The organism is Acidiluteibacter sp., from assembly GCF_055129545.1.
Map to the genome: position 1 here is coordinate 519,515 of NZ_JBSRUB010000013.1, position 15,226 is coordinate 534,740.

At 35.9% G+C, this 15,226-nt stretch carries 11 protein-coding genes and 2 tRNA genes; 8 read left to right on the forward strand and 5 right to left on the reverse strand.

What is annotated here, in order from left to right; genetic code table 11:
- Positions 1–33 precede the first annotated feature (33 nt).
- The 3 genes from ACTB0X_RS08260 to sppA form a co-directional block, all read right to left on the reverse strand.
- Positions 34–840, reverse strand: a complete 807-nt coding sequence (locus ACTB0X_RS08260; protein WP_463024526.1) for a hypothetical protein — start codon at positions 838–840, stop codon at positions 34–36.
- A gap of 1 nt (position 841) precedes the next feature.
- A complete protein-coding gene (locus tag ACTB0X_RS08265) occupies positions 842–2,353 on the reverse strand; it encodes a GH3 auxin-responsive promoter family protein (protein WP_463024527.1) in 1,512 nt (503 codons plus the stop codon).
- A 130-nt stretch (positions 2,354–2,483) separates the two neighbouring features.
- Positions 2,484–4,283, reverse strand: a complete 1,800-nt coding sequence (sppA, locus tag ACTB0X_RS08270; RefSeq protein ID WP_463024528.1) for a signal peptide peptidase SppA — start codon at positions 4,281–4,283, stop codon at positions 2,484–2,486.
- A 111-nt stretch (positions 4,284–4,394) separates the two neighbouring features.
- On the opposite strand from sppA, the gene folK reads away from it, so the two are divergent.
- Positions 4,395–4,892, forward strand: coding sequence for a 2-amino-4-hydroxy-6-hydroxymethyldihydropteridine diphosphokinase (gene folK / locus ACTB0X_RS08275; RefSeq protein ID WP_463024529.1), 498 nt, complete (start codon positions 4,395–4,397; stop codon positions 4,890–4,892).
- Positions 4,893–5,015: 123 nt separating this feature from the next.
- Complete coding sequence (locus ACTB0X_RS08280) at positions 5,016–6,740, forward strand: tetratricopeptide repeat protein (RefSeq protein WP_463024530.1); 1,725 nt, start codon at positions 5,016–5,018, stop codon at positions 6,738–6,740.
- 107 nt (positions 6,741–6,847) lie between these two features.
- Here ACTB0X_RS08280 and ACTB0X_RS08285 read toward each other — a convergent pair whose 3' ends face one another.
- The gene (locus ACTB0X_RS08285; RefSeq protein WP_463024531.1) at positions 6,848–7,375 is read right to left on the reverse strand and encodes an RNA methyltransferase; all 528 of its coding nucleotides are present in this window, start codon (positions 7,373–7,375) and stop codon (positions 6,848–6,850) included.
- Between the two features lie 164 nt (positions 7,376–7,539).
- Between ACTB0X_RS08285 and mutS the strand changes: the two genes are divergently transcribed.
- The 6 genes from mutS to ACTB0X_RS08315 all read left to right on the forward strand — a co-directional run bounded on the left by mutS (position 7,540) and on the right by ACTB0X_RS08315 (position 12,847).
- Positions 7,540–10,125 carry a DNA mismatch repair protein MutS gene (gene mutS, locus ACTB0X_RS08290; RefSeq protein WP_463024649.1) on the forward strand — a complete coding sequence of 862 codons (2,586 nt, stop codon included), beginning with the start codon at positions 7,540–7,542 and terminating at the stop codon, positions 10,123–10,125.
- Positions 10,126–10,243: 118 nt separating this feature from the next.
- Positions 10,244–10,316 (forward strand) — tRNA-Gly (locus ACTB0X_RS08295).
- 44 nt (positions 10,317–10,360) lie between these two features.
- A tRNA-Leu gene (locus tag ACTB0X_RS08300) sits at positions 10,361–10,445 on the forward strand.
- Positions 10,446–10,691: 246 nt separating this feature from the next.
- Positions 10,692–10,976 (forward strand): GIY-YIG nuclease family protein, encoded by a 285-nt coding sequence (locus ACTB0X_RS08305; RefSeq protein WP_463024532.1) that lies wholly within the window; start codon positions 10,692–10,694, stop codon positions 10,974–10,976.
- Between the two features lie 253 nt (positions 10,977–11,229).
- Positions 11,230–12,159: a methionyl-tRNA formyltransferase gene (locus ACTB0X_RS08310; protein ID WP_463024533.1), complete on the forward strand. Its 930-nt coding sequence runs from the start codon at positions 11,230–11,232 to the stop codon at positions 12,157–12,159.
- 148 nt (positions 12,160–12,307) lie between these two features.
- Positions 12,308–12,847 (forward strand): phage tail protein, encoded by a 540-nt coding sequence (locus ACTB0X_RS08315; RefSeq protein ID WP_463024534.1) that lies wholly within the window; start codon positions 12,308–12,310, stop codon positions 12,845–12,847.
- A gap of 71 nt (positions 12,848–12,918) precedes the next feature.
- On the opposite strand, the gene ACTB0X_RS08320 is transcribed toward ACTB0X_RS08315, so the two are convergent.
- Positions 12,919–15,168: a CRTAC1 family protein gene (locus ACTB0X_RS08320; RefSeq protein ID WP_463024535.1), complete on the reverse strand. Its 2,250-nt coding sequence runs from the start codon at positions 15,166–15,168 to the stop codon at positions 12,919–12,921.
- Positions 15,169–15,226: the final 58 nt, after the last annotated feature.

The window sequence follows — 15,226 nt, forward strand, 5'->3', positions numbered from 1 at the left end:
ACAAAATTCAGAGCGATTTCATTCAAAAATGACCTACCTTTTGTCTGGTAAATAATGGTAAATATAGAGTTTTTCATTTTTTAATAAAAGCAGGCGGTCTTTGCTGATTTTTGCGCTTTTTATTTTGTCTAAAGGTAAAATCATTGGGGAAGCAACCAATTGTTTTGGGGAGTATTGGAAAAGAGTATCGTTGGTTTGGAAAATTATATTCTGATTAATTACTTGTATTTCATTCGTAGTTTTAATGGATAACACTTTATCAAATGTGGCAAATTGATCAAATATAATTACACTTTCATTCGATAAATGAAGTGCTACTGTTGAATTTTGTTCAATCAATGTTTTTGGATTTATTTGGTTGCCAATCCACTGACTCAGATTGATGCTTTTGTTCGTTACTGTTAAATCTTTACCTAACTTAATGAGTTTTTGTTGTAATCGATCAAATAGCCACAGTCCGTTTTCTTGAGAAGAGCAGGCCAATGTTACTCCATCATAACCCAACCGATCTAGGGCGATAGGAGTTTCCATAGCGGTCAAAAAGTTGTCTAAGAAAACAATGACTGAGTAGTCGGAATAAAAAACTAAGATTTTGTATGGGTTAGTGACATCTATTGAGCTGATGTTTCCCAATCGATTGTTACTGTATGTCCCGATTGAATCTCCTTCAGGGTTATATTTTATAATTGTATTGAAATCGAAAATATAACTATTGCCTAAATTGTCTGCTGCTAATCGTGCATTTTTAATTGGAAGTTGAATAGTCGCTATTAGTTTATTTTCTTGACCTAAAACGGTCAATCCCAAAAGCAAAAATAAAAGAAGGATTGAATTCTTCATACTAACGGTTGTATTCCAATATCTGTTCCAAATAGGTTCTTTCGTTCGCTAAACGTGGAACTTTATTTTGTCCACCCAATTTTCCTTTGTCTTTTAGCCAATTAAAGAAAGTGTCTGGTTTCATCACTTTTACCAACGGCCTTTTAAGAGCCATGTTGCCTTTGCGCTTTGCAGCATAATCTGTATTTATTTCTTGTAATGTATGGTCTAATGTATCAATAAATAATTCCAAGTCGTTGGGAGGGGAAGTAAATTCAATCAACCATTCATGACCACCAGCTTCCTTATCTTTCAGGAAAATTGGCGCCGCTGAGTATTCTTTTATATTCGCATTGGTGGCCTCACAAGCGGCATTCAATCCTTTTTCAGCATTTTCAATGATCAACTCTTCACCAAAGGCGTTGATGAAATGTTTAGTACGTCCACTAACTCTTATTCTATAAGGATCTTTTGAAGTAAATATAACGGTATCGCCAATCTTGTATCTCCACAATCCTGCGTTTGTCGTAATCACAATTGCATAATTGACACCAAGTTCCACTGCTTCTAATTCAAGTGTTTTTGGATACTCATTTTCCCATTCACTCATTGGAATAAATTCGTAGTAAATTCCATAATCAAGCATCAATAAAAGATCTTCGCTGTTTTTTTGATCTTGTATTCCAAAAAAACCTTCCGATGCATTGTATGTTTCGAGGTAATGCATTTGGTCTGATGGAATCAGTTTTTTGAATTCCTTGCGATAAGGAGTAAAACTAACACCTCCATGAAAGAATACTTCTAAATTGGGCCAAATGTCCAATATGCTATTCTTGCCGGTGCTTTCTAACACCTTGTGCAATAAAATTAATGTCCAAGAAGGAACTCCAGATAAATTAGTGACATTTTCATTGACAGTAATTTCTGTCATCTTGATTAATTTTTCCTCAAAATTGTCCAATAGGGCAACTTCCTTTCCTGGAGTTCTTAAATATTCCACCCAAAACGGCAAATTCTTAATGATAATGGCTGATAAGTCACCATGGTAAGAGTCGTTCTGTACATTTATAGATTGACTACTTCCACCCATCATGAGTGCCATTCCATCAAATACATTGGTTTCAGGGTAATTGTTGCAATACAACGAAAGCATATCTTTCCCCCCTTTATAATGGCAATCTTCTAATGCTTCTTTTGTAACTGGTATAAATTTGCTTTTGTCACTTGTTGTGCCAGATGATTTTGCAAACCATTTGGTTTCAGATGGCCACAAAATATTTTGTTCTCCATTTTTTAATCGATCGATGTATGGCTTGATTTCTTCATAGGATTGAACGGGCACTCGATTGGCGAAATCCGCTGGTGTTTTAATGCTGGTGTACCCGTATTTTTTACCCCATTCTGTATGTCTTCCATTGTATATTAAATTCTCAAACCATTCATTTTGAACTTCGCTAGGGTATTTCATGAACAGTTCTATCTGATGCATCCTTTTCTTCATTATCCAGGACATCAGCGAATTAATAAGAGCCATTTACTTTAGTTTTTATTTGTGGCTTAAAAATACTTGTAAAATCTGACTTTCAATTCATCTATTTCGAAATAAGCATAAAAAAAGCGTTGCAAAAATGCAACGCTTCCTCAAATTGTTCAACTAAAACAGACTAGTAAAATCTGACATCGAAAGGAATCCTAGTCATTATTCCTTGACGCGTGGAAACTTCTTCTAAACTTTTGTAATATTTGTATGTACTTCCCAAATTTTCGCCTAATATATAGGCTTTTGCATCCATGCTAAAATCTTCCATTATTTGTTGAAATGGCTCTTTTTGTCGAGGTAATTCTTTGATTTCATATGCCTCTATTCCTGCTAAAGTAGCTGCAGATTTTAATGCATCTTGCAATCCACCTATCTCATCTACCAATCCTATTCTTTTGGCATCCATTCCAGTCCAAACTCTACCTTGACCAATTGAATCAACATCAGCTTTTGAAATTCCTCTGCCTGCTGCTACTTTCGTGATGAAGTCATCATATACTGATTCAACCATTTCAGTGATCGCAATGGTTTCTTCATCATCTAATGGTCTAAATGTATTGATCATCATATCTGAATGTTTATTGGTGCTCACACCATCCACATAGACTCCAAGTTTGTTGTTGATTAACCCCTTAAAGTTCGGTATTACTCCAAATACACCGATAGATCCTGTTATGGTGTTAGGTTGTGCAAATATTTTATTTGCTCCACAAGAAATATAATAACCACCAGAAGCAGCTAAGTTCCCCATGGAAACAACTACTGGTTTCTTAGCTTTTGCTAATTCTAAAGCTCTCCACATCACATCAGAAGCTAAAGCACTTCCACCTGGTGAGTTTACTCTTAAAACAATGGCTTTGATATCATCGTCTTTTGCGGCTTTTTTAATTGCTTCAACTATTGTCTCGCTTCCCATGATTTCTGCATTACTCTTACCACCTCTTATTTCGCCAGCTGCGTAGATAATGGCAATTTCATTTTTGGAGCTTTTTATTTGGTCTCCATCCTCATCTTCATCTGTGTTTTCTTTTCCTGCTGCAGATTTGTATTTTGATAATTCAATCAATTTTGGCTCGTCTTTATCAATGCCAGAAAGCTCTACCAATTCTTGCATCACTTCATCTTCATATTTTAATGCATCCACCAATTTGTGCTTTACAGCATCAGCCGGTAGTCGAATTGAAATGTTGTCAGCAATTAGATTTAATTCATCTACTAAAACACCACGAGCTGTGGAGATTCCAGCAGTCATTTCTCCCCAAACTGAGTGAACTAGTGTGCTCATTTGTTTTTTATTGGATGGGCTCATTTCATTCATTAAAAATGGCTCTACTGCACTTTTAAACTTTCCGTGACGGATTACTTGCATTTCGATGTCTAGTTTTTCTAGTGCATCTTTAAAAAACATAATTTGGCTAGTCATTCCTTGAAACCTTAAATCTCCTTGAGGGTTTAAGTATACTTTGTCGGCAACTGTGCTAAGGAAGTAAGCCGATTGAGAATAGCCTTCGCTATATGAAATAATGAATTTTCCACTTTCTTTAAAATCTAACAAGGCTGCTCTAATTTCATCAATTACAGCTAATCCAGTATTTAATTGACTTAAATTTAGAAAAATACCTTTTATCTTGTCATCTGTTTTAGCTTTCTCTAAACTTGATTTAATTTCATTTAAACCCAACGTTTTTTTAGTTTCAAAACTATTGAAGTCAAAGTTTTCTAAGGGATTTTTAGATGCTCTATCCATAATCTCTTCATCCAATTTTATGTGTAAAACGGAGTTGTCTGAAACGAAAGTAACTGGCGAACTTCCAGCTGATGCCACAATCCCTCCAATGATTACAACAAGAAGGAAGATCGAAATGATTACAGTCAATAACATTCCTAGCATTGACGCAAACATGAATTTGAAAAATTGTTTCATAAATTTATGGTTTCAGTTGATTTGTAAATGAAAGGTAAAAGTAGCTTCTTTTTAAACGATACTTTTGCGAAAATACATTAGTGGTTAGTCAAAATGATAAAAGGAAAAAAGATGCTCAACACTTGTTATTTGCAATTGGGGAGCAATGAAGGCGATTCTTTAAATACGATGAAAGCCGCTGAGGAATTTATTCAACAATTGATTGGAGAAATTGTCAAAAAAAGCAGCTATTATCAATCCGAACCATGGGGAAATTCTAACTTAAATTGGTTCTTGAATAGTGTGATTCAAGTACGAACTGTGTTGTACCCATTTCAATTGTTAGAAGTGACTCAGTTGATTGAAAGTCGCTTAGGAAGAGAAAGTAAAGGAGGTCTAGATGGGCGGTATACAAATAGATCAATAGATATTGATATCCTATTTTATGATAATTTTATCATTCGAAGTAAACAATTGACGATTCCTCATGATAAAATTCCACACCGAAGATTTGTTTTAGAACCCTTTGTTGAAATTTTTCCTCAGTACATACATCCTTGTTTGAATAAGAATTTGAGTTACTTACTTGATCACTGTCAAGATAGGCTAAAAGTGTTGAGAATGGATTAATATTTGAAATGCACGAAAAGAGAAAATTTGGACGAAATAATTCGTACTTATTTTTTTTGTGTGATTTAACAATATTAACTAACATTGTATCTTAAAAATACAAGGAAAAGAAAACTTTAAAAGATGAAAAATACAAATACCAAAGCATTTGCTTTAGTTCTCACGGCTTCAGTTGGTTTAATGGCATGTAACCCATTGAATAAGATGTCAAAAAAGGCAGAAGAAGTAAGTTATTCAGTGACTCCAAGTCCATTAGAATTACACAACGATAGTATTGAAATTAACGTTTCAGGTAGTATTCCTCCACGTTTCTTCAATAAAAAAGTGTCTGTAAACTTTGTTCCTAACTTTAAATACGGTGGAAAAGAGACACAATTCAAAACAATTACACTAGTAGGTGAGGACAGTGAAGTTGAAGGTATGAAAATCAACTTTGAGAAAGGTGGAAATTTCGCATACACAGACAAAGTGGCTTACGAAGAAGGAATGGGAGTTTCTGAATTATTTATGGTAGCTACGGGTGCTTATAAAGGAAAAGAAAAGTCTTTCGATCCTGTAAAAGTGGCAGATGGTACTATTTTGACACCAATGATGGTTCAAAATGAAGATATGCCTGCAATTGGTCCTGATAAATTCAAGAAAGTTGTTCCACAGGAATATAAGGCAACAATCAACTATTTAGTAAATAGTTCTGCTGTTCGTTCTTCTGAATTAGCTGAAGCTGATATCAAAGAGATGGCTAATTTTATTAAGAATGGCAAAGAGAAAGGTTTTGTATTTAAGTCTACTAGTGTGGTAGCTTGGGCATCTCCAGAAGGTGAGATTTCATTGAATGAAAATTTAGCTGATCAAAGAGCTGCTTCAGGTGCAAATGCTGCATCAGGAATGTTCTCAAGAAATAAAGTAAAAGCAGCTAACGATAAAGAATTCTATTCTAAAACTGGTAAAGGTGAAGATTGGGATGGTTTTAAATCTGCAATGCAAGCTTCAGACATCAAAGATAAAAACTTAATCTTAAGAGTTTTGGAGATGTATGAGGACAAAACTAAAAGAGAAGAAGAGATTAAGAATTTAGCTGAAACTTTTGAAGTGGTAAAAGAAAATATCCTTCCTCAGTTGAGAAGATCAGAAATTACTATCAATGCTGAATTGAAAAGTATGTCTGACGAAATGATTTCTAAATATGCAGAAAGCAAGCCTGATACATTAACTGTTGAAGAATTGTTATATGCTGCTACTTTAACAACTGACATGGATAAGAAATTAGCGATCTACAAATCAGCTGAGAGAGTATATCCAAATGATTTTAGAGGATTCAACAACGCAGGTTATATTTATGCGATGCAAAATAACCTAGAATCAGCTAAAGGTGAATTTCAAAAAGCTGCTAAGTTAGCTCCAAGTGCTCCTTCTGTAAATAACAACTTAGGTATGGTTGCTCGTTTAGAAGGTGACAACAAGAAAGCAATGGAGTATTACAACAACGCTTCTGGTGCAGGGGATGCTGTAAATATGAACAAAGGTTTGATCAATATTAAGCAAGGTAACTATGCTGAAGCTGTAAGTAACTATGGAAGTGCAAAAACTTTCAACGCTGCTTTGGCTCAAACGTTGAACAAAGATTATCAAACAGCATTGAAAACTGTAGATGCTTCTGATGCTAGTTCTAAAGCAATGGGAATGTATTTGAAAGCAGTTATTGGTGCAAGAATGAAGGATAAATCAATGATGGTAAACAACCTTAAATTGGCTATCGCTAAAGACCCTTCATTGAAGGATTACGCTAAAAATGATGCAGAATTCTTAAGCTATAGAGATGATGCTGAATTTAAAGCAGCAGTTAACTAAGAAAAGATTTAGCAATATTAAAAGTCCTTTCAACTCAGTTGAAAGGGCTTTTTTTGTTTTATTATTTTGAATATTTACCTTGTGGGGTTTGAAAAGAATGTGTACGATTAGTGGAATTTTTTACTGAATTCATACATTACAATTCCTGCGCTTACTGATATATTTAGGGAATGCTTTGTTCCCTCTTGTTGGATTTCAATTACAGCATCAGAAAGGTTAATTATTTCTTGGTCTACACCATCAACCTCATGTCCGAATATTAATGCTACGCCATTTTTATTGGGAAGGTAGGATTCAGGGGTAGTGCTTTCTTTTGCTTGCTCTATGGAGAGTATCGCATATCCTTTTTCTTTGCATTTCTCAACTGCAATTGTGGTGTTGTCGCAATATTCCCACACAACAGATTCAGTGGCTCCCAAAGCACTTTTATTAATTTCTCTATGTGGTGGTGTAGCAGTGATTCCGCATAGGTAAATCTTTTCAATACGAAAGGCATCAGCGGTTCTAAATACTGACCCGATGTTGATTAAACTTCGAATGTTGTCAAGAATAATGACAATGGGACGTTTTTCTGTTGACTTGAATTCTTCAACAGTTAATCGATTTAACTCTTCGTTTTTGGTCTTTTCATTCATTTTGCAAAAATAGAACTAATCTTAGTTTTTCAAACTGTGAAAAACTATTCATAACCCATCTAGAAAATAGTGAAGAGGACGAAACGAACTTCTTAAATTAGCGTTGAAAATTTAAGAAATTGAGTAAAATAAAAAAGTCTGATAAGCCTACGGTTACACCTTTGATGAAACAGTACAATCAAATCAAGGGAAAGTATCCTGATGCTTTGTTGTTGTTTAGAGTAGGCGATTTTTACGAGACATTTGGGGCTGATGCGATAAAAGCCGCTGGCATTTTAGGAATCGTATTGACAAAACGCCACAATGGGTCGGCAAATGAAATAGAATTGGCCGGATTTCCGCACCATTCTTTAGAAACCTATTTGCCCAAATTAGTTCGTGCTGGACAACGCGTTGCCATCTGCGATCAATTGGAAGATCCAAAGCAAACGAAAACAATTGTGAAGCGTGGAGTAACGGAGTTGGTGACACCTGGCATTTCATATAGTGATAAAGTGTTGGATCACAAATCAAATAATTTTCTAGCAGCAGTGCATTTTGCCAAGAAGAATACCGGAGTTTCATTTTTAGATGTTTCTACAGGTGAATATTTAGTAGCTGAAGGTTCCATTGAATACATTGATAAATTATTGCAAAGTTTTTCTCCTGCTGAAATTGTATTTCAGAAAAAGGACAAACGCTTGTTTGAAGAGAGTTTTGGCACAAGTCATTACACCTATCCGTTAGAAGATTGGGCGTTTACTTTTGAATTTGGTAATGATATTTTACTGAAACATTTTGAAACGAAGTCGCTTAAAGGTTATGGAATAGAGGGCTATGAAAGTGGTGTGATTGCAGCTGGTGCGGTGTTGCACTATTTGGCCGAAACTCAACACAAGAAATTAAGGCATGTTGCTGCCATTTCAAGGATAGAAGAAGAGCGATATGTTTGGTTGGATCGATTTACTATTCGGAATTTAGAATTGATTCGATCACCACACGAAAATGCAAAAACATTGATTGATGTAATCGATGATACCATTTCACCGATGGGTTCTCGGTTGTTGAAGCGATGGGTGGCTCTTCCATTAAAAGATATTCAGCCTATTGAAGAGCGATTAAATGTAGTGACTCACTTTATAAAGAAAGAAGATGATGCTCAATTGATCAAACAGAACCTAGAGCAGATTGGTGATTTAGAACGATTGATTTCTAGGGCGGCTGTTGGACGAATTAATCCACGTGAAGTCGTTCAATTGAGTAGAGCTTTGGAAGCCCTTAAGCCAATTAAGGCGATGTGCATGTCAACGAAAGAGGGCTCTCTAAAGAGAATTGGCGAGCAGATGAATCCCTGTGATACCATTTTAGAAAGAATCAAAAAAGAGATGGTTATAGATCCTCCAGTAGCATTAGCGAAAGGAAATGTAATTGCTCAAGGAGTGAATGCGGAGTTGGATGAACTGCGCAAGTTGAAGACGAGTGGGAAAGATAGTTTGCTGGCTATTCAGCAACGAGAGGCTGAGGCGACAGGAATTTCAAGTTTGAAAATTGCGTTCAACAATGTATTTGGGTATTACATAGAAGTCAGAAATGCTCAAAAAGATAAAGTGCCTGAAACCTGGCATCGAAAACAAACTTTGGTGAATGCGGAACGATACATTACTGAAGAATTGAAGGAATATGAGAGTAAAATTTTAGGTGCAGAGGATAAGATTAATGTATTAGAATCAAGACTATATAATGATTTGATTTTGGCATTGTCAGATTATATAGTTCCCATTCAGTTGAATGCAAATTTGATCGCTCGATTAGATTGTTTGTTGGCTTTTTCACGAATTGCGATAAAAAATAATTACACTCGACCTTCATTGGACGATAGCAAGGCCTTAGATATCAAGTTGGGAAGACATCCAGTAATTGAAAAGCAATTGCCTCTAGGCGATGAATACATAGCCAATGATGTCTATTTGGATGATGTAACTCAACAAATCATGATGATTACAGGCCCTAATATGTCTGGAAAGTCGGCACTGCTGAGACAAACTGCATTGATCGTATTGATGGCTCAAATTGGCTGTTATGTGCCTGCCAAGCACGCCAAAATAGGAATAGTCGATAAAATATTCACTAGAGTAGGTGCTTCTGATAACATTTCTTTGGGTGAATCTACATTTATGGTGGAGATGAATGAAACAGCTAGTATTTTGAATAATGTGTCAGATCGATCGTTGATATTGCTCGATGAGATTGGGAGAGGAACAAGCACTTATGATGGTATTTCTATAGCTTGGGCAATTGCTGAATATTTACATGAAATAAAAGATTTGAAACCCAAAACGCTTTTTGCAACACACTATCATGAATTAAATGATATGGCAAAACAGTTTAAGCGAGTTAAGAATTTTCATGTGTCTGTTAAGGAGATAAATAACAAAATTATCTTCATGCGAAAATTAGTTCCTGGAGGCAGTGAACACAGTTTTGGTATTCATGTAGCAAAGATGGCTGGGATGCCTCCAAAGTTGATTCGAAGAGCCAATGAAATGTTGACACAACTAGAAAAGTCACACGAACAAACTGGAAATGGCAAGGCAAAAGTGAGTATGCCGGATGCTACCGAGGATTTTCAGCTCAGTTTTTTCCAATTGGACGATCCTGTTTTACAGTCAATAAAGGAGGAATTGATTCATATTGATATAAATACACTGACTCCTGTGGAGGCGTTGTTCAAGTTGAATGAGATTAAAAAAATGGTAGGTGTAAAAAAGTAGATTTTTTCGTTGTGAATCTGAAAAAAATATTACTTTTGTCGTCCACAACAAATAAGGCAACTTGTTTGTAGAGGGAGTTCTTAAAAGGATTTGATTCGAAAGAATCTAAAAATAATAAGCGAGAGTAGCTCAGCTGGTAGAGCACGACCTTGCCAAGGTCGGGGTCGCGGGTTCGAATCCCGTCTCCCGCTCAATGATTCCTAAGTCATGCTTAGGAATTGTTTTTTTATTGTCTGCCCGGGTGGTGAAACTGGTAGACACGCAGGACTTAAAATCCTGTGATCATTGCGATCGTGCGGGTTCAAGTCCCGCCCCGGGTACATTAAAGCATCTTAAGAAATTAAGGTGCTTTTTTTGTTTTGTAAAGATTATGAAAATAGTGCTGGTTCATGCCGATAGCTATCGGCACCCGCTCTAGTTAGAAGAAGCATTTTATGTAATCGAGACGCTTTTTTGTTAGAAATCTATGGTTTGCAAGTGAATTAGACACCCTATCCATAAGAGTGATTAGTATTATATTGTTTCGTTTCTTTAGCAATAAATATGGGGTCTAATTTTTTATAATTATGGCAGTGGTTTATATTATATATTCTGCGTCTCTTGATAGGTATTATATTGGGAGTTGTATGGATGTGAAGAGTAGGTTGATTGAGCATAATAATAAGAAATATTTAAACTCCTTTACGTCAAGAAGTAATGATTGGCAATTGTATTTTTCAATAGAAAATTTAGAGTATGAGCAATCTCGGCTGATAGAATCTCATATAAAATCGATGAAGAGTTCCATATATATCAGGAATTTGAAAAAATATCCTGAAATAGTGGAGAAGTTGATTGTTAAGTTTGAATAAAATTATCATGCGGGTTCATGCCGATAGCTATCGGCACCCGCCCCGGGTACATTAAAGCCTCTGACATATGTCAGAGGCTTTTTTTGTTTTGAAAAGTTGCTAAAAATTTAAAGCTAAAGGTTTTAAATGCAATAAAAACAGTTAAATTTTCTTCTCTGAATTGCTTAATAATCCGAATTCCCTAAATTAGCTGATCTTACAAATAATACTATTCATACGTTTTAAAAAACCTCACTAAACCCCTTCAACAGAAATGAAAATCGGCATCCTTTGCAACAGTAAATTGTGTTTTCCTTCTATCCAGTATTTGATGCAAATGGGCCATCAAGTGTTTATAGCTATGCCTCAAGCAGTAGCTGAAGATCACGCCGAAATAGAAGGGTTTGCCATGCATTTTAGGATTCCTGTTTTAAAGGTAGATCAGAAAAAGTTAACAGAAGAGTTGATCTTTTGGAAAGCTACTTCTGAATTGGATTGCCTGTTTGTGATTACTTTTCCATACATCCTTTCTACAGAATTGATCGATTCTATCGGAGTTGAGATTATCAATTTTCATTTTGCACCCTTACCTCAATATAAAGGAGCTCAACCTGCATTTTGGCTAATCAAGAATGGTGAAAAAGAAGGAGGAATAGCTGCTCACCTTATTACTGCAAAAATTGATGGTGGTCCTGTATTGCATTTCGAACGCTTTTCGATGAGCGCTGTTGAAACCTATGGTGGTTATATGACAAAGATGTCCTCCTTGAATGTGAAAGTGATTCAAAAGGTTTTGGAATTACTTGGTAAAAATGGGTGGAAAAAGCAGTTGAATGCCCAAAAGCAATTGGAGGCTGTGTATCATGCAAAGCCACAGTTTAATGATGTAAGGATTGACTGGAATAAAATGAAAGCTGCTGAGATAGAACGTTTATGCAGGGCTTGCAATCCATGGAATAAAGGAGCGATCACTACATTGGGAAATGTTCCGATAAAAATATTGGAGACGGAGGTTGTTGAGGTGGCTCGCTTTAATGAGTTGCCAGGCACAATAGTTATTATTGAAAGGACGAATCAATTGGCGGTTTATACTTGCGATGGGAAGGCGCTACTTTTGAAAATTGTCTACGATGAAAGTATGGGATTTTATAGTAACGATCGAGTAAATGAATTGGGAATAAAGCCAGGCGTGCGATTGGTTTAAAAAGTAAGATTTAAAGGGTCGGGTATTTTAGATTGAAAAATAGGGGCAAACCCCTATTTTTTTTGGTTGATAGATGTCGCATCTTTGAATCGATAGTTTATTAAATGCTATCGAATTAAACTTATTTATTTATTAAAATTTTTTTATTATGGATCCATTTATAGGAGAAATTAAGATGTTTGGAGGAAATTTTGCTCCAAGATCATGGGCATTTTGCGATGGTCAATTATTACCAATAGCACAAAATACAGCGTTATTTTCAATTTTAGGAACTACTTATGGTGGTGACGGAAGAACTACATTTGCTTTACCGGATTTGAGGGGTAGAGCTGCTGTGCATGCAGGGCATGGTCCTGGCTTAACTGATAGAAGATTGGGCTCTAGAGGAGGTGCAGAAATAACAACGCTGAATGTTACAAATATGCCGTCACATACTCACATAGCATCTGGAACAGTAAAAGCAGTAGGTGCTCCTGGTAATCAAAGGGTACCAACTGGGAATAACCTAGCAGGGACTGCAGGTGATTTACAGTATTCTGATGCAGGACCTAACGCCAGCATGGCTGCAAATAATGTAGATGTAACAGTTGGGAATGCAGGGGGTCAGCAACCATTCAACAATATGCAGCCTTATGAAGTAGTAAATTATATTATATGCTTGTTTGGAGTTTTTCCATCTAGGAGTTAAGATTGTTCTTGTTCAGTATTGAAAAGCAGTTAGTATATACATACTAACTGCTTTTTTTGGTTAAAAAGATTTTAATGATGCATATGTTGGTGGTGCTTCGGATTAAATAAAAACCCATGTAGGTTTATGTTTGTAATGCCTTCTTTTTCAGTTATCAGATAGCGTTTATTAGGAGCAATATCTGTAAAGATTTGTAATAAGTCAGAATTTGGCCAATCGACAATTATGCTGTCAATTTTAGTATAATTTCCTATGCCAACTTCTTGTTGCAATGTGTTGGAACCAAAACTACCACCTGAAGAAACAACATGATAAAAAGACTGCAAAGTATCTCCTTTGCTGGCTAAAATTTGAATTCTTGCACCAATAGCATCTTTGCTGGATGTGGTTCCTTCTAATTTTAAAGTAATCCAATTGTTATTATTTCCAGGGTTTTGAAATAGGGCATTCTGAAATTCATCTCCTTCGTATTCTCCACCCATTTCAGCTAAAATATCCTGATCACCATCATTGTCAATATCCCCGAAAGAAATACCATGCCCTTTTTGAATGTGGCCAACTCCTAGTTCAAATGTTTGATCTATAAATCCTTTACCCTCTTGGTTAATTAAAATTCTATTGGGATGGATTCCCATGTAATCTGGTTCTCCTGTGCCAATGTAAAAATCTAACCAACCGTCATTATTTACATCACCAAAATTGGCGCCCATCGTACTTAATGGAAAATCTAACCCCAATGCTTTAGTTTGGTTGGTAAATGTTCCGTCACCATTGTTGTGGTATAGAAATGCTCTGCTTGTAGAATCAATAACTCCTGCAAAGTGCTTAGCTGCAGAGGCTGCAGAACTTCCATTTCCATATTCAAAACTGGAGACAAATAAATCCAACCACCCATCGTTGTTATAATCCCAAAACCAGGGTGTAAAGCTCGAAATCGGGTTGCTTACACCCGCTGTTAATGTGGTGTTCTCGAATTGAGGTATCCCGTCTTTATTATTTCCTTTATTTTTTAAAAGGTAGTTGGGTCCATTGTGGTTTGAAACAAAAAGATCCATTAACCCATCATTGTCGTAATCGCCAGCACATAAACCTTTCGTAAAAGCATTGATATTTGCTCCACTTTCTACTGAAACTTCATTGAATTGTCCTTTTCCGTTATTGATGTATAACTCATTCGGTTTACTAACCTTAGTATTCACCATAGACTCATTCCCAATATAAATGTCCGTCCAACCATCATTATTAAAATCTGCACATACCGCATTTGCTACTGGCATGAATGAAAGCAAGCCTGCCTCAACGGTTACATCGGTGAAAGTGCCATCATGGTTGTTTCTGATAAGTGAGTTGGGGTAACGACCATTTTCTCGACCCCAAGAACCTCTTACAATCAATAGGTCTTTCCACCCATCATTATTATAATCCAATGGGTAAATGTTAAATCCCGAAGTCAACCCTTCTAGTTTTGCAGAGGAGGTCTGATCCGTAAAGCCACTTGTGCCATTGTTTACATAATATTTAAGATTGTTTGTTGAAAGCAAACCTGAAGTCATGATGTCCAATAAACCATCGTTGTTAAAATCTTCCATGACCGCCCCGCCTGCTCCAGATGTCTCGCCAACTCCTAAAAGGGGAGCGATATTATTAAAGTTGTCTGATGGATTATTATCAGCCATTAAATCAGATTGAATTAGCCATTCTTGTGGAACCCCTGCAGGGTATTCTCCTACTGTCTGATAAGCGACGTTTAAAAGCCATTTGTATCTCCAATCTTCTGGGTGTTTTTTTAGCATCTTTTTGTAAATCTCAATTGCTTTTCTGGTATTGTCTTGCAGTTCGTAAATTCCATTTTCCTTAATTGGAAGAATGCATGAATTGTGATTGTGTTTAAGAATACAATTTTCTTGTTCTCCCCATCTTAAATAAGCTACAGCTAATTGCTCGTTGTATCTTGTGTATAACTCATCGGATTCGTCATGAATTATTGTGGAGAGCTTCTCTAAAATGTCAATTGCTTCATTCGTTTTGCCTACTTCTAACAATTCTTTTGCTTCAGCCAATTGAGTGGTGGATGGTTTGTAAAAAATATAAGCTATTTTTTTGTACCATTTTATTTTATGGGTTTCATGCTTGTGATTTTCATCCCACCTATAAATACTATCCAATAAACTAACCATAGCCTTGGTGCCGGGTTCTAAATCATAAGTTGTTACCCAGTCCATAGATTGAAATTCAGTATTGGATGTTCTCGTTGAAAACCAATAAATACCGAATAATACTGTTAATATAGCGAGTACAGAAAGAATGTTTTTTCGTGTCATAATTATATTATTGAGAGTGCCTTAAATTATAGATTCAAATCTATAAAATATTCTTACT